This window comes from Sulfuritalea sp. (assembly GCF_031426875.1).
Classification (GTDB): Bacteria; Pseudomonadota; Gammaproteobacteria; order Burkholderiales; family Rhodocyclaceae; genus Sulfuritalea.
Genome location: NZ_JASJPC010000021.1, coordinates 1 through 15,689 on the forward strand (window position 1 = coordinate 1; position 15,689 = coordinate 15,689).

At 61.1% G+C, this 15,689-nt stretch carries 14 protein-coding genes and 1 pseudogene; 12 read left to right on the forward strand and 3 right to left on the reverse strand.

Features of this window, described 5'->3' with window-relative positions; translation table 11 throughout:
• Positions 1-51 precede the first annotated feature (51 nt).
• From RMO95_RS09525 to RMO95_RS09535, 3 genes are read right to left on the reverse strand one after another with little or no spacing between them, the layout of a single operon-like run.
• Entirely contained in the window at positions 52-1,404 is a 1,353-nt protein-coding gene (locus RMO95_RS09525; protein ID WP_310450385.1) for a sigma-54 dependent transcriptional regulator, read from the reverse strand.
• The gene (locus RMO95_RS09530; protein ID WP_310450386.1) at positions 1,397-2,851 is read right to left on the reverse strand and encodes a sensor histidine kinase; all 1,455 of its coding nucleotides are present in this window, start codon (positions 2,849-2,851) and stop codon (positions 1,397-1,399) included. Before RMO95_RS09530 ends, RMO95_RS09525 begins: the two co-directional genes overlap by 8 nt.
• Positions 2,848-3,705, reverse strand: coding sequence for a PhnD/SsuA/transferrin family substrate-binding protein (locus tag RMO95_RS09535; RefSeq protein WP_310450387.1), 858 nt, complete (start codon positions 3,703-3,705; stop codon positions 2,848-2,850). Before RMO95_RS09535 ends, RMO95_RS09530 begins: the two co-directional genes overlap by 4 nt.
• A gap of 501 nt (positions 3,706-4,206) precedes the next feature.
• On the opposite strand from RMO95_RS09535, the gene RMO95_RS09540 reads away from it, so the two are divergent.
• The 12 genes and pseudogenes from RMO95_RS09540 to moaA all read left to right on the forward strand — a co-directional run bounded on the left by RMO95_RS09540 (position 4,207) and on the right by moaA (position 15,688).
• Positions 4,207-7,137 carry a molybdopterin-dependent oxidoreductase gene (locus RMO95_RS09540; protein WP_310450388.1) on the forward strand — a complete coding sequence of 977 codons (2,931 nt, stop codon included), beginning with the start codon at positions 4,207-4,209 and terminating at the stop codon, positions 7,135-7,137.
• 10 nt (positions 7,138-7,147) lie between these two features.
• On the forward strand, positions 7,148-7,771 hold the full coding sequence (locus RMO95_RS09545; RefSeq protein ID WP_310450389.1) for a 4Fe-4S dicluster domain-containing protein: 624 nt from the start codon (positions 7,148-7,150) through the stop codon (positions 7,769-7,771).
• Positions 7,772-7,795: 24 nt separating this feature from the next.
• Positions 7,796-8,023: pseudogene (locus tag RMO95_RS23115) on the forward strand (4Fe-4S dicluster domain-containing protein); the annotation flags it as partial.
• 36 nt (positions 8,024-8,059) lie between these two features.
• Positions 8,060-8,974, forward strand: a complete 915-nt coding sequence (locus RMO95_RS09550) for a 4Fe-4S dicluster domain-containing protein (protein ID WP_310450390.1) — start codon at positions 8,060-8,062, stop codon at positions 8,972-8,974.
• Between the two features lies 1 nt (position 8,975).
• Positions 8,976-9,668, forward strand: a complete 693-nt coding sequence (locus RMO95_RS09555; RefSeq protein ID WP_310450391.1) for a molecular chaperone — start codon at positions 8,976-8,978, stop codon at positions 9,666-9,668.
• Positions 9,650-10,219, forward strand: a complete 570-nt coding sequence (locus tag RMO95_RS09560; RefSeq protein ID WP_310450392.1) for a hypothetical protein — start codon at positions 9,650-9,652, stop codon at positions 10,217-10,219. The genes RMO95_RS09555 and RMO95_RS09560 overlap by 19 nt, the downstream gene beginning before the upstream one ends.
• A 34-nt stretch (positions 10,220-10,253) precedes the next feature.
• The gene (locus RMO95_RS09565; protein WP_310450393.1) at positions 10,254-12,074 is read left to right on the forward strand and encodes a hypothetical protein; all 1,821 of its coding nucleotides are present in this window, start codon (positions 10,254-10,256) and stop codon (positions 12,072-12,074) included.
• Positions 12,075-12,076: 2 nt separating this feature from the next.
• Entirely contained in the window at positions 12,077-12,421 is a 345-nt protein-coding gene (locus tag RMO95_RS09570; protein WP_310450394.1) for a PKD domain-containing protein, read from the forward strand.
• Positions 12,422-12,447: 26 nt separating this feature from the next.
• Positions 12,448-13,371: a PKD domain-containing protein gene (locus RMO95_RS09575; RefSeq protein WP_310450395.1), complete on the forward strand. Its 924-nt coding sequence runs from the start codon at positions 12,448-12,450 to the stop codon at positions 13,369-13,371.
• A 45-nt stretch (positions 13,372-13,416) separates the two neighbouring features.
• Positions 13,417-14,118: a cytochrome c family protein gene (locus RMO95_RS09580; RefSeq protein ID WP_310450396.1), complete on the forward strand. Its 702-nt coding sequence runs from the start codon at positions 13,417-13,419 to the stop codon at positions 14,116-14,118.
• On the forward strand, positions 14,115-14,714 hold the full coding sequence (locus RMO95_RS09585; RefSeq protein WP_310450397.1) for a NapC/NirT family cytochrome c: 600 nt from the start codon (positions 14,115-14,117) through the stop codon (positions 14,712-14,714). The genes RMO95_RS09580 and RMO95_RS09585 overlap by 4 nt, the downstream gene beginning before the upstream one ends.
• Positions 14,715-14,716: 2 nt before the next feature.
• A complete protein-coding gene (gene moaA / locus RMO95_RS09590; protein WP_310450398.1) occupies positions 14,717-15,688 on the forward strand; it encodes a GTP 3',8-cyclase MoaA in 972 nt (323 codons plus the stop codon).
• The last annotated feature ends 1 nt before the right edge of the window (position 15,689 follow it).

Genomic DNA, 15,689 nt, shown 5'->3' on the forward strand with positions numbered 1-15,689 from the left:
TGTCGCGAGCAAGCTCGCTCCTACATCCATCGGTTTCAACATGTCTGCGTACTAGGATGAACTGCCCTTGGTTCGATCCGCAATGCTGTGCTTGCGCATTTTTTCCCAGAGCGTTTTGCGGCTGATCCCAAGAGCATCGGCAGCGACACCCACCCGCCAGGCATGCACGGCGAGCACATCCTCGATGTAGCTTTTCTCGCAGGCGTCCAGATACGCGATCAGCGTATTGCCGCTGCCAGATGTGCTTGGAGCACAAGCCGGGAGATGGCCGAGCAGCGCGTCGGGCGTAAGCTGCGATCGATCGGCCAGAATGCAGGCGCGCTCGATGCAATGCTTCAGTTGACGGATGTTGCCCGGCCACGGGTAGGACAGCAGGGCGCGCTCGGCCGCGGGGGTGAAGGTAAACGATGCGCCGCCGGCTTTCTTGGCCGATTGCTGCGCGGCGAAACGCTTCGCCAGCCAAAGAATGTCTTCGCGCCGTTCCCTTAGCGGGGGAACGCGCAGGCTGACGACATTGATCCGGTAGTAGAGATCCTCGCGGAAACGCCCCGCCTCGGCAAGTTGGAGCAGATCCTCGTGCGTGGCGCAGACCAGTTGCACCGAAACGCGGATCGGCGTTTCGCTGCCAAGGCGCGTTACCGTGCGCTCCTGAATCGCGCGCAACAGCTTGGCTTGCGTTGCAAGCGGCATATCGCCGACTTCGTCGAGGAACAGGATGCCGCCGTCGGCCTGCTCGAAATAGCCTCGCCTTTCCTTCGCTGCACCGGTGAAGGCGCCTTTTTCGAAGCCGAACATTTCGGCTTCCAGCATGGTTTCGGGAATGGCGGCGCAGTTGACGGCGACGAAGGGTTTCGGCCCGGCACTTTGAGCCAACTCATGCAGCCGGCGCGCCACATGTTCCTTGCCGACGCCCGACTCGCCCGTAATGAGCACTGATCCGTCCGATGTCGCCAGGCGCTGCAGCATGTGCTCGATGCGCCGCATCGATGGCGCGACGCCAAGGATCGCGGTGCCCGCGTCAGTGGTGGGTGTTGGTTCGGAAAGTTCGCGGATTTTACGGATCAGGTCGTCAATCTCCAGCGGCTTGGCAATGTAGTCGGCGGCGCCCAGCTTGAGCAGACGGACGGCCTGGTCGATGGCGCCAAAGGCCGTCATGAACAGGAACGGCGGCACTTCCGCCTTGCCTTGCCGCAACTGCACGAAGACATCTTCGCCGCTGATGTCCGGCAGGCGCATGTCGCTCACCACGACGTCGTAGCGCTGACGGCGCAGGTCGGCGAGCGCGTCGCGGCCACGCTTGTGCCAGGTGTGAGTGATGCTTTCCATTTCGAAGCGTTCGCAGAGCGCTTCTCCCATCAGTTGATCGTCCTCGATCAGACAGATGCACGGTGATTCGTTACGCATGACTTTCTCCGATGGGTAGCGTGACGCGGAATTGCGTCAGACCATCCTGGCTAGCGGCCGCAATCTGGCCGCCCAGTTGGGTGACGATTTGATAGGTGACCCACAGCCCCAGGCCGTGCCCTTCATCCTTGTCGCTGGCAAAGGGTTCGAACAGGTGATCCATGAGGTCGGCGTTGATCGCCTTGCCGGCATTGCTCGTCTCGATTCGCAGTTGCCCGTCGGCGCAGTACACGCGACAACTCACCTTGGTGGACGAGGGCGAGGCGTGGATTGCGTTGAGCAGAAGATTCATCAGGATCTGGCGCACCTGGGTAGCCGGCAGCGCCACCGGTTCAGTCAAGCTGCATTCGATATCGATCGCGACGGTCTCGTGCAGCGCTTCACCCGTAAGCAGCAGGCGGACGTCCTCCAGATCGTGCGGCGCGAGGTTTCTTCCCTTGACCTTGGCATCCACCAGCATGGCGCTCACCGTCTCGCGAATCTGGGTCAAACCCCGTTCGAGAATGGCCACGGTCTTCTGGGCGCGCTCGTCGTCGCCGTAGCGGCGCTTGAAATTCGCCAGGGCGACCAGCATGCCGCCCAGCGGATTGTTGATCTCGTGCGCGACTCCTGCCGAAAGCTTGCCGGCCATAGCCAGTCGCTCCGAGCGGATCACCTCCTGTTCGAGCAGAACCCTTTCCTGCAACGCCTTGACCATCAGTCCATAGGCTTCGAACAACTGGCCGAGTTCGTCCCGATAGGCATAGGTTTCGAGCGGCAGTTCGGGCGGTACGCGGTGTGCCACGGCACCGATGCCACGCGCCAGATGCACCAGGGGGACGACCGTACGTTGCCCCCAATACCAGTTGATCGGCAACAGGACGGCCAGCACCAACAGGCCGATAAGAGCGCTGCGCCAGGCAATCGCTCGAAATCGCGGCAGAAAGACGTCCTTTGAATTGATGACGACCAGCGTACCCAGGCGTGCGCCTTCTTCGGCGACCGGAACGCCGACGTAGATTCGCTGCGCGCCAGAATACGTGACGATGGGGGCGTCCGGATCGGGGCTGGCCGCGATGCGTTGCGCGAGACTGGCGAACTCGTCGCCTAACTGATGCAGGTCGGTCAGCATCGGCACGGCCTTGGGGTGGCTGGAGACGAAAACACGTTGCTGCTGATCTAGGGCCAGGATCATCTCGGGCTGGAAGGGGTTGTCGCCCGGCTTTTCGTGCAGCGGTGCCCGAATGATAGCGAATGCCTGCCAGACTTCCTGCTGGATCATGGCGGAGAAGAGTGTTTTTGACAGCGTTCGGCCGAGGCTGGCGGAACTGCTTTCGAGATCGATGCGCAGGTCGTCATAGGCCTGCGCCATAAGTGCCGCCGAGACCGCCAGGGTGGCCGTGACGATGAGCAGGCTGCCCCAGAGCGGAATCTTGTAGCGAAAACTCAGGTTGAACAGAAACTTCATTTCTCGCCAACGGCCCGTATCAGCCGCGCGGTTGACTCATAAACGCGAGGATCGCCGGCAATGAACCCGTCCAGGTTGAGAACCCGCAGCAAGGCTTTACCTTCTTCGTCTGTCTTCATTTCCAGCAGGACCTTCTGCATGTCACGGTAAACCTGATCGCCGACCCCGTGTCGCGCGACAAAGGGCGCAAAGCCATACTCGGACCCCTCCGACGCCACGCGGACGCCGGCCATCAATTCTGGCTTGCCGATCGACAGCGTGTCCCAGACATGGCTGCTGACGGCGCCGCCGTCCGCGAGACCGGTCGCCACTGACTCGATGACCCTGCGGTGTGACCAGGCAAAGAAGGTGTTGCGGAAGAACCTTGCCGGGTCTTCACCGGCTTCCTGGAGCTGGGCGCGCGGCGAGAGAAAGCCGGTATTCGAATAAGGGTCGGTATAGGCGAACACCTTGTTCCTGAGCTGTGCAATCGACGTGGTGGACTTGTCGGTCGCCGGAACGATCAGGTAGGAGCGGTAGTAGGGGCGCCCCTTGTAGACCGGGACCGCCATCAGGCGCACCTGCTTCCTGAACTGGACATAGGGGTAATCGCAGATCCAGGCGAAATCCAGCTTCTTGAGTCGAAGCATGTCCATGGTTTCGATATAGCGGTCGCGCCGCACGAACTCCACGGGCCGCTGGAGTTTGCGCTCCATGTAGAGGCGCCAGCTTTCAAGCGGGCGGTACTGGTCATGCGGAAAGGTCGGCGTCAGGCCGACCCGGATTGGCTGCGCACGATCGTCCGCCGCTGCTGCCGCAAATGCCAGCAAGGCCGCCAACACCCCAAGAATTCTTGTCAGTTTGATCAGTGTCATGTTTCGCTTCCGTAACGGAAATTGACCATATCGCCAGAAGTGGTTTCAGTCTCGTAATCAATTGGCCGCATCGTGCGCTTGATTCAACCGGCCAAGCACTTGATGTGGATTCGGGGAAACAGAGTAGGCCATATAAGAGCAATGAAATCATTGAGCTACGACAAGTGATCGGATGGTGGCCTGGTTTGTGCGTTGCATTGAGCAAGAAACAAAAGCTTGATTCACCGTTAATGAGCAATCAGTGCAAGCGCCATGCCCGAAAAGATTTCCCTCGGAAACCCGCAATGCCCAATCCATGCGTCTTGGGAACCGCTGTTCGGACATGAACACAGCCTTGGAACCACGTTTGATGAAAACTGCAGGTAGGCATTTACCGCTTCGATTCGATGATCCTGATGATCGCGTCCGGCAACAGATGTTTCGAGGATGTAACGGATTTTGAACCAAGGATTGCTGGAAAGATTGAAGTCCGATTTTGAATTTTCTCGGGAGGAAGCAAAAATGAAAGTACTTGAGAACCCCATCACCCGGCGTACCTTTCTGAAGGTTTCGGGAGGTGTCGCCGCTTTTTCACAGATTCAGCCGGCCAGCGCCCAGCAATGGCTGGCACAGGTCGGCAAGGCCGGGTCCAAGGCCGACGCGGTAGGTCCGGACGCCAAGATCATCCGCAGTGTCTGCCTGATGTGCCACAGCGGTTGCGGCATCCAGTGCACGATACAGAACGGCGAGCTGGTCAAGATCGACGGCAATCCCTACCACCCGAACACCTACGACTACGTGTCCAAGGGCGATATCGTCGAGGAAAGCGATCTCGACGGCGGGCTTAACGGCAAGGATGTCGGCACGCTCTGCGCAAAGGGCCAGGCCGGTATTTATGCGCTCTACAGTCCCGCCCGGCTCAAGCATCCGATGAAGCGCGTCGGGCCGCGTGGTTCTGGCAAGTGGAAGACCATTTCCTGGGAGCAGGCCCTGACCGAGATTGTCGATGGAGGCCTGCTGTTCAAGGACGTTCCCGGCGAGGAAACCCGCCAGGTCGAGGGCTTCAAATCCATCCTCAACAACGACAAGCCGATCGGACCCGAGGATTCGGATTATATGGACGAAGCGCCGCCGGGAGGCTATGGCCCGAAGCGCAACCAGTTTGTCTGGGCCCACGGCCGCAATGAGCAATCGCCGTTGACACCGCGTTTCGTCGGTGGCGCGGCAGGGGTTCCGAACATGCTCAACCACTGCGATCGTTGTGCGGGAACCTTCTACAACGTCGTCGAGCACACCTTGAACGTGCCGCCCTACGAGATCGGCGCCTATGCCGATTACGAATACACCACTTTCCTCATCAGCGTCGGCTCGAACATCACCCACGCCGACTATCCCGGACAAACCCGGGCGCGTTATTTGCAGAAATTCGCCAAGCGTACCGGTCCCGATTCAAAGGGATTCAAGCATGTCATCGTCGATCCTTGGCTGTCTCCCGCCGCGGCAAAGGCGCTGCAGTCGGGCAAGGGCGAATGGATTCCGCTGAAGCCCTCCACCGACGCTTTCTTCCTGCTCGGCATGCTGCGCTGGATGATCGACAACAAGGGCTACAAGGCAGACTTCCTGGCTTTGCCCAATGAGCAGGCTGCCAAGAAGACCGGTCGGCGCAACTGGAGCGACATGACTTACCTGGTCCGCACCAAGGAGCCCAAGCTTTACCTTTCCGGTAAGGATGCCGGTCTGGGGCAAGCGGACTACGTGGTGTTGGTCAATGGCAAGCCGACGTTGTTCCATGAAGTCGATGGGGCAGCCGATCTGGATGCCGAAGTCGAGATCAAGGGCGAGAAGTTCAAGACCGTCTTCCGCATGCTGCGCGAACGTGCGCACGAGAAGACCATCGAGGAATGCGAGAAGATTTGTGACATTCCGGCCGGCACGATTTCCCGCCTGGCAAAGGAGTTTTCCAGCGCCAAGCGGCCGGTTATCGAGATGTTCCGCGGCCCGATCCAGCAGTCGAACGGTTGGTGGAACGGTCAGGCTCTGATCACCCTGAACATCCTGATGGACAGCATCGACCGCAAGGGCGGCTATATCCCCGGACACAAGGCTTACGGCGGATCGGTGGGCGGGCCGTCGCGCAAGGCCGTGGGCGTTTCCATCGACCGGCACAAGGACAAGTACCAAGGCAAGAAGGCGACTTCGACGCGGCCATGGTATCCGCTGGCGGTGCGCACGGTGACCAGCGAGTTCTTCTCCTCGGTCAAACAAGGCTATCCGTACAAAATCAAGGCCTACCTGAACTACTACAACGATCCGGCCTACACCACGCCGTTCAACTCCTCGGTCATCGAGGCGATGCTCGACGTCAAGGCCATCCCGCTCACGGTCAGCATCGACGCCTACATGGGCGAGACCACGCTGCTGTGCGACTACGTGCTGCCGGATTCCGAGTATCTGGAGCGCTTCGGCGGCTTCAAGACCTATCCGCCGGTGAAGACCCAGGTCGCGGGCCTGCGCCAGCCGGTGGTCGGCACGCTCGATCCGAAAACCAAGAGCTATCGCGGTATCCATCCGGACGTGCAGACAGCGGACGATACGCTGATTCAGCTCGCCATTCGCTGCGGCCTGCCGGGCTTCGGCAAGGACGGCGGTGGCCCGGGCAAGGACATCTTCACCTCCTGGCAGTTCTGGAACGAGTATTACAAGAACGGCGACTACAAGGGCGAGCCGGGGCTGGATCCGGAGAGCCGTCTGGTCAAGCTCGGTGGCAAGTTCGAGAACCCGGGCAAGCAGTACGATGCCAAAGGCGAATACACGCGCTTCCCGGGCGGACGCCAAGTGCGAGGCATGTATGTCTATGCCGCGCATGTGGCGGCCAACAAGAACAGCATGACCGGCAAGTACTACGACGGTTTGCCGCAGTACCGGATGATCATCGACTGCAAGGAGAACGAAATCGATCCGGCCTTGTGGAAGGAATATCCGTTCCAGTTGCACACCCACAAGGATGCCTGGCACACCCAGACGCGCACCATGAACAACCTCTGGCTGGCCTCGATCAAGCCGCAGAACTTTGCGGAAATCAATCCGGCCGATGCGCAGAAGATGGGGGTCGTGACCGGCGACTGGGTCAAGGTCAAGTCGCCTTCAAGCAAGCACATCTCGTATGTGGAAACCTCGATGGGCGATGGCTGGTACAAGATGCAGGTTCGCGTCACCAGCCGCATCCGTCCGGGTGTGTTCTCCGTGAGCAACTCCTACGGACGCTGGGGCGCCGGCGGCAAGGCCTGGGCGGCGGACGGCAAGCCGCAGTTCTACGACAAGCGCATCGCCGCGGGGTTCAGCGTCAATCCCCTCTACATGGCCGATCCGGTGCTGAAAGACCGCGGCATGCTCGATCCCGTGGGCGGCGGCACCCAGAGCTATGGCACGCCCCTTCGCGTAGAAAAAGTCTAAGGAGAACATCATGTCCGAATACAGCCCTATCGTTCCGCGCGAAGCCGTCGAACGCTCTTTCGCCAAGCAGGGTCCCAAGCAATACACGCTGTGGGTCGACATCGAACATTGCATCGGCTGCAATGCCTGCACCATTGCCTGCAAGGCGGAAAACAACACGCCGGTCGGCGTGGACTACAACCGCGTCATCGAAATCGAGGAAGGCGATTTCCGCGACGCGAGCAAGACACCCAACGTCGGCGTGACCTTCGTCCCCATGCCCTGCATGCACTGCGGACAACCGGCCTGCATGGCGGCCTGTCCGGTGGGCGCCATCACCAAGCGCAAGGAAGACGGCATCGTCCTCATCAACAAGGACAAGTGCATCGGCTGTCGCTACTGCGCCTGGGCCTGCCCCTACGGCGCACCGCAGTTCAACGCCGAGGCGAAGATCATGGAGAAATGCACCCTCTGTGTTCATCGCGTCGAGAAGGGTTTGCAGCCCGCATGCGTCACCACCTGTCCGGCCAAGGTTCGCTTCTTCGGCGAGTTGAACGAGTTGACCATGGTCATGAAGGAAAGGCGTGCAAAGGGCGTCAGTATCAGCGTCGGTGGCGCCGACACCAAGCCCAGCGTGCAGTACTCGTCCAAGTAACTCAGCGCAACGGTATCCGCGAGCATGAACTCCTTGATCGAACTCGGGCTGCAAGTGCCGGTGAGGCTGGACAGCACGCTGTGTTCCCGCTTCCGCAGCACGAAGTCGGAATGCGCGGCGTGTGCAGCGGTATGTCCGGCTCCCGGTGCCGTCCGTCTTGGTGATGGCGCCGGCAACAACAGCGCCGCAATCAACGCCGCGTGCGTAGGTTGCGGTGCTTGCGTCTCGGCTTGCCCGAACGGCGCCATTCGGCTGCTGGAGGACGATCAGCGTGTGGCGGAACGCATCATGCAGAAGGTCCGCACGGGCGAAGTATTCCGTTTTGCCTGCAGCCGGGCAAAAGGCCGTGCCGAAATGGTGCTGCCCTGCCTTTCCCGTCTGACCGAAGCCCTGGTGCTGGAACCGATCCGGCGCGGAGCGCAGCGGGTCGAGTTATGCGCGCCGGATTGTTCGGGCTGCGGCCTGAGGAAGACGGCGCAGCAATGGGAGCGCACGCTGGCTTTTTCGCAGGCACTTTGCGAGGCGGCCGGCTTGGGAGTGGCGCGGATATCGAGTGTGCAAGTTCAGGTCGGTGATGCGGAAGAGATCCGCCTGCCGGCCAGGACGCCCAATGCGCGACGCCGGCTGTTCGGGGCCATTGCCGAGCGCTGGAAAACCAGCGGAGATGCGCCGCCGCTTGCTGCCGAGGTGGTCGATGAGGTGGAACCGGAACCCTTCCGTGACATCGTTCAGCGCCACTCGGAAAATTCCAAGCGCACGGACTTGATGCGAGTGCTGGATGCCCTGCCTGGCCTGACGGTAACGTCGAAAGTCGTCCCGACGGTTGGCATTCCCCTCGCGCAACTCGAAGTCGACCAGCGTTGTGTCGCTTGCAATGTCTGCGAAACCCTGTGCCCCACCGGCGCGCTCACGCATCGCGAGGAAGCCGGCAACTACGCGCTCGATTTCGATGCCGCGCAGTGCACCGGTTGTCGGATATGCGAACTGGCCTGCTACCACCAGGCTCTGCATCTCCGGGAAACGGCCGACCTGGCGCTGTTGTTTCAGCGCAGTCGCGTCACGCTCATAACCGACAAGTTGTCCAAATGCCAAGGCTGCGGCGAACGCATTCTCGGGACAGCAGCGAAGTTCTGCCCGGCGTGCCAGGTGAGCGGCGACCGCCGCGATTCCGTGGCGCGGCTTTTTTTCAGTGGAGGAAACTAGAGTGATCAATTCCGGCGAAATGCAAATTGTTGCCAGTGGTCGGGCGAAGACCTACGCCTTGCTGGCGGCGCTGTTCTCGGCGCCGCCATCCGAGGAGTTGGCGGCCATGATCCGGAAAGGCGGTCTGGCGCCGGAAGGCGGTGGTCCGTTGAAGCAAGCTGCGGAGGCATTGACCACGGCCTTCCGACTGCTGGAACCAGCCGGACCTGCGGCTGCCGACGTCATCGCCGAGTACACGAGGCTGTTTTCCTTGCCCTCCGGCGTTGTTCCGCACGAGTCTTACTACACGGATGACAACCAGCGCGTTGGCGGCCATGTGACGGCCGCGGTCAAGCTCTATTACGACAACGCGGCGGCGCAGCTCACTGGCGCCTGCCTGGAACTCCCCGACCACATGGGCGTTGAACTGGAATTCATGCAGTTCCTGTGCGACATCGAAAAGCAGTTCTGGAACGGCCCTGACGGCGATGGCCTGCAACGCTGCCTGGATTTCCAGAATGGCTTCCTCACCGAGCATCTGCTGTGCTGGCATCGTGAACTGTGCGAGAAGATTCTCCAAGAGACCGGTCTCGAAATCTATCGGGCACTGGCCACCCTTACCCTGGAATTCCTGGAGGCCGAGCGCGCATTCGTGCCCGAGCTGAGCAAGGAAATTCACTCCGAATGGAGCACACCATGCGCATCCGAATCCTGACTACCTCTCTCCTGGCACTGGCCGCGACGGCGACGTTTGCTTCGCAGCTGGAGCCCTCGACACCGATCGACTGGCCGCCGAAAGCAGTGCCCAAGCAGGCCACCGGCAAGGTGCCGGATTTCAAGGCCAAGAACAATCTTTGCCTCGACTGCCACAAGGAAATCCTGGCGGTAAAGACGGCGCGCAAGAACATTCCCAATCTGCACCAGTTGCACCTCAATTCGAAGAAGGTCGCTTACGAAGGCAAGAATCGTGATTGCCTGACCTGCCACGAGATGGTCACGCCTTCGGATACCAAGGCCAAGAAGAAGGAAGGCTGGTTCGTCAAGGGCGACGTCTATCACCCCAACGTCATGGCGAATCCGGCCGGGGTGTGGAAGAAACTCGTGGTACGCGGCGGCGAAGGGACGCAATACGTCCCGGTCAACGCAATGCGTCAGGCGGATCCGCATCTTTACAAGCCAACCCTGAAGAATCTGGTCTGCGCCGAATGTCATGGTCCGGACAGCAAGATCAAGACCTTCTACGGGGCGCCGCAAGCGGCGAAATAGCGGCCGTGAAAGCGACAGAGGATCGGGCCGAGTCATGAGGCAAGGAAATTTGAAGAGCGGCGTTTCAGCCTGTGCCCTTATCGCAGGATGCGTCGTCCTGGGTGGCGGAGTGATCGGGCAGGCACAGGCGGCCGCGACCGGGAAGCAGCCCGCTCCTGCCAGGCAACAGGCCACCGAAAGTGAAGTGCTGCGGCGCCTGCAGGAACTGGAAGCTCAGGTTAGCCAGTTTCGCGAAGAAACATTGCGGCTGCGGGCGGAACTGGCGCAGAAGCAGGGAATCGCAGCACCGGCCATGAAAGTTGGCGCTGGCGACACGGCGGCAAAACCCGTCGCGAGCAAGGCTGCCGCATCTAGTGGCGATTGGGACGAACCCGAGGTAGACAAGAAGGTCGAAGGACGCGACGACGAGGCGCGCCGTCGCCTGCTGGTGCTGGAAACCCAGGCACGGAAGTCCGCGGCCGAAACCGCCAAGCGTGAGGAGGCGCAAAAGGACAAGGTGCAATTTGACTTCTCCGGCAAGTACAAGGCCCAAGTCAATTCGCGCCACAACTTCAACCTGAGCAATCCAGCCCAGCAGGGGAAATACGACAACAACAGTTTTGTCGATCATCGCTTCTCGCTGCAGATCGACGCCACCTACGAAGCCTTGCTGACACGGCTGGTGCTCGACAAGGGCAATTTCGTCAGCGACTGGAAGGAAGACAGCGAAGGTACGCTGGAGCGCTGGGGCCAATTGCAGACGGCGGGATCTCAACTGGTGCGCGAGTTGTTCGTGCAATACACCGGTCCCTTCATGGTTCGGGCCGGGCGCCAAAGCTGGGACGTCGGACAAAGGATCGTGCTCGAAGGGCCGATGGACGGTATCCGTTTTCAGTATCCCTTCGGGCAACTGCCCTGGGGCCAGACCACGCTGTCCGCCGGTTACATGGCGGTCGCCGGCGGCTGGGGCAGTTACGCTAACTTCAATGCCACGGGCGGCCGCCTGGGTGGCAACCGTCAGGAGATTTTCGGCGTTTCCAACAAGCTGGATGCGTACTACGCCGATCTCGACATCCGGGCCTCGCGCGCGCTGCGCTTCAAGCCCTACCTGATCAAGGTGGCCGACAGCGGTGGGTCCGGCGATGCCGATCTGAATCTGGACAAGGACTTCAACGCGGCCACCGCACCGCGGGATGGCAGCTTCCGGCCCCTGTGGGCGGGCCTTTCGGTCTCGGCGGATTTCGCGCCGTGGAAGCTCGACGCCGAAGCTGTCTCGCTTACCGGCGATTACGCGGCCGGTCGCAAGCTGAGCGCGAATGCGCTGCTGCTCAAGGCCATGCGCGATTTCGGCAAGTTGGGAGCGCTGGGCAGCCTTTCGGCCGGCTTGCAGTTCGGTCGCGGCTCGGGTAACGGAACCAGTAGTACGAACAGCGGCACGATGCATAACTTCAATGCGCTGTTCATGTGCCGGGAACGCGACAAGTTCGGCAATATCTACAGCGAAGACGTTCACGCCGGCTACTACTTCTGGGACAGCAACCTGTCCAATGTCACCTATCTTCGCCTCGAAACGACGCTGGAGCCGCGTCACGGCTTCAAAGTGACACCATCGCTGACCAAGCTGTGGACGACACGGGAAGTCTTCAAGGGGCGCGGCCCGGTGTTCGACTGGAGCCAGGGTGCCAGCACCTTGACCGACACGACCCGGGACATCGGCTGGGAGGCCGACTTGAACATCGCCTTCCCGATTTACAAGCGCGTCGAAGGCTTTGCGTCGTTCGGCTACTTCAAGCCCGGCGCAGTCTACGCCCGGCCCGACGGCAGCAACCCCAAGGCGGCCGTGGAACTGGTTGTTGGCGCCGAGGTGAAGTTCTAGCCATGAACAGGATCGCGTCGTCCGCCATATTGATTTGCGCCAGCATGGTGTCGTTCTTCTCTGTCGCCGCGGAGCAGAAGCCCTCGGCGAGCATTGTCGCCGAAGCGGTACACACGACGCGGCCGCCAAGGATAGTGGCCTTCCGGGCACAAACGACAGGACTGACGCCGCCGCTGCATTTTCACTGGAGCCTGGGCAACGGCAAGGAATGGGACAAGCAGTTCGTTCCCGAGCAATTCTACGAACCCGGACGCTATGACGTCGTTCTTACGGTAAGCGATGCGGCCGATCATGTAGTGAAGGCGAGCATGGCCATCGACACGGAATCGCATGGCTGCGGGTTTTAGCACTTCAATCGAAAATAGAGACAACCATGAAAAAACTCCTGACCGCGGTACTACTGACTTGGGGCGTTTTCGCCTGGGCCGAGGACGCGTCCATCGTGCGCATCGCCCAGAGCGACGGCAGCGTCGAGATTCGCAGGGGTGGCGCCAAGGACTGGAAGCCGGCCAAGGAGGGCGACGTGCTGGAGCGCGGGGATCGGATCGCAGCCCGCGACAAGTCGGCGGTCCTGCTGTCATGGAGCAACGGCAGCATGGCGAAGCTCTATCCGAACACCGAGATCGAATTGGCGGGGGTCTCCTTCGACCTCGAAAAGAAACTGGAACAGACCATCCTGGAATTGGTCAAGGGGCGCGTGTTTGCAAAAGCCCAGGTACCCGAACATCTGTTCGCCGATTTCCAGATTCGGATGGGCGGACTGGGCACGCGCGCCCAGGGTGCGGAATTTGCCCTGAACTTCGATCCTGAAAAAAAGACCACCACGGCATGGTCGATTCTTGGTCGGGTGGTGGCGGACACCGGCACCGAGATCCTGCGCATCGATGAAGGCTCCCAAGCCACGATCCAGGCCGGAGTCAAGCCGGGCGGCACCGTGGTCATGGACGACAAGATCAAGCAGTCGTTGGCGAAGGTGTCGAAAGACCTCGGCGGCAGCCTGCTGATCGACGACGTGGGTGCGGCGGGCGGGGAATTCGCCGTGAAGATCGGCGGGGTCGTCAGTCGCCGGGGCAATGCACCCTACAAGGTGGGCATGAAAGCGCTGGCCAAGGGCGGCAGCGGCAAGCTCAAGTCAGTTTCATGGGAATTCGGCGACGGCGAATCGGCGAAAACGAAAGATGTGGAGCACACCTTCACCCAGGGTCTGTATGTAGTGATCCTGCGAGCGGAGGACGAAAACGGCGAGAAGGCAACGGCCCAGACGGCCATCTCGGTGGAAGCAGACTGCGGCTGCTGACCATCGGCGGCCATCGGATTATCTTTGTAACGGAGAGAAAGAAAAATGAAGCGATTCCTGAAGCAACTTCTGGGTGCTGCGGCCTTGGCCTGTCTGGCGCAAGCGGCGATCGCCGCGCCAAGCTATGTCGGTGTCAAAGTCTGCACCAAGTGCCACGATCTTCATGGCGAATCCTGGGCGGCAACGTCGCACGCCAAGGCCTTCGACTCCCTGAAAGCCAACGCCAAGGTCGAGGAAAAGAAGAAGGCCAAGCTCGATCCGGCCAAGGATTACACCAAGGACAAGGATTGCGTCGGCTGCCACAGCACGGGCTTCGGCAAGGCTGGCGGCTATGCCTTGGGCAAGGATCCGGGCGGCCCGGAAAAACTCGGATCGGTGGGCTGCGAAGCCTGCCACGGTCCTGGCTCGGACTATCGCGAAGAGCATGGTACGGCGGAAAAGAAGTTGTTGCGGTCGCAGCAGAGCACCCCGCGCAAGCTCATCGCCGGCAAGGGCCAGAACTTCGACTACGAAAAGGCTTGCGCCGCCTGCCATCTGAATTTCCAGGGTTCGCCGCACAAGGCTGCCAAGGCGCCATTCACGCCCTTTACGCCCACCGTCGATGCCAAGTACAAGTTCGAATTCGACAAGGCAGTGCGTACCAAGGCCTTGCACGAACACTACAAGTTGAAAGGTGCCTTCGAGGGCGAGCCTGTGCCCAAGATACGTGCTGACTTCCAGAAGACCGCGAAGGACATTCCGGAATGAGCGATGAGCAGACACCGGGCGCGCTGGCCCGCGCCTGGGCGGTCCTGCGCCGTCCCAGCGCCAGATTTTCCCTGCTGTCGGTGTTGGTGGTCGGCTTCTTCTCCGGGATAGTCTTCTGGGGCGGCTTCAACACCGGCATGGAGGCGACCAACACGCTGGAGTTCTGCACCTCCTGCCACGAGATGCGGGATACGGTCTATCAGGAATACAAGAAAACCGTGCACTACTCGAACCGCTCCGGCGTGCGCGCCGTCTGCTCCGACTGCCACGTGCCGAAGGACTGGGTGCACAAGATGGCGCGCAAGATTCAGGCGTCCGGCGAGATCTACGGCAAGCTCATGGGCACCATCGATACACCGGAGAAGTTCGAGGCAAAGCGCCTGGAGCTGGCGCAACACGAATGGGACCGCATGAAGGCCAGCGATTCGCGCGAATGCCGCAACTGCCACACCTTGGACGGCATGTCGAAAGCGGCCCAGACACCGACCGCATGGCGCGGGCACAAGGGTGCCAAGGAGAAAGGCGAGACCTGCATCGACTGCCACAAGGGCATCGCACACAAGGAACCCATCGGAGCGAAGAAAGAGCAGGAATAGCCATGCTGCTCGATGGCTTCGGTCGCCGCGTCGACTACCTTCGGTTATCAGTCACGGATCGCTGCGATCTGCGCTGTTCGTACTGTATGCCGGAAGGATTCAAGGGCTACGAGGAGCCCCGGCACTGGCTGAGCTTCGACGAGATCGAGCGCTTGCTGGCGGTGTTTGCACGCCTGGGGCTAAAGCATGTCCGCCTGACCGGCGGCGAGCCGCTGTTGCGCAAGAACCTGCCCGACTTGGCGCGACGCCTGGCGGCACTGCCGGGCATCGACGATCTCTCGCTGTCAACCAATGGCACGCAACTGGCGAAGCATGCGGCGCGCCTGCACGGGGCCGGTGTCACGCGACTCAACGTCAGCCTCGATTCGCTGGATCGTGAGCGGGTCCGCGCGATTTGCCGGCGAGATGCCCTGCCGCGGGTGCTCGAAGGACTGGAAGTCGCCCGCAGCGAAGGTTTTCACTTGATCAAGATCAATATGGTGGCGATCGCCGGGACGACGGATGAGGACATCTGCGCGATGGTTGCCTACTGCATGGAGCGAGGCTTCGTGCTGCGCCTGATCGAAACCATGCCGCTCGGCGAAACCGGACGCGGCATCGGTTTCCTCAACCTGCGCCCGGTGCGGGAGCGGCTGCGCCAGCGTTTCGGGCTGGTCGATGGGGTGGTTCCCGGCGGCGGTCCCGCCCGTTATCTGGTTTCTCCCGACGGCGGCTTCCAGATCGGCTTCATCACGCCGATTTCGCAGCACTTCTGCGCGACCTGCAACCGGGTGCGCCTGGGTGTCGATGGCGTGCTGCATTTGTGCCTGGGCCAGAACGACGCGGTGGATTTCCGTACGCCCCTGCGTTCAGGCTGCACCGACGCCGGTCTGGAAGAAATGCTGCGCGCCGCCCTGAACAGCAAGCCCTGGCGCCACGAGTTCAGTGAGCGGCCGCAGCAAATGGTCCGCTTCATGTCTTCCACCGGCGGCTAGT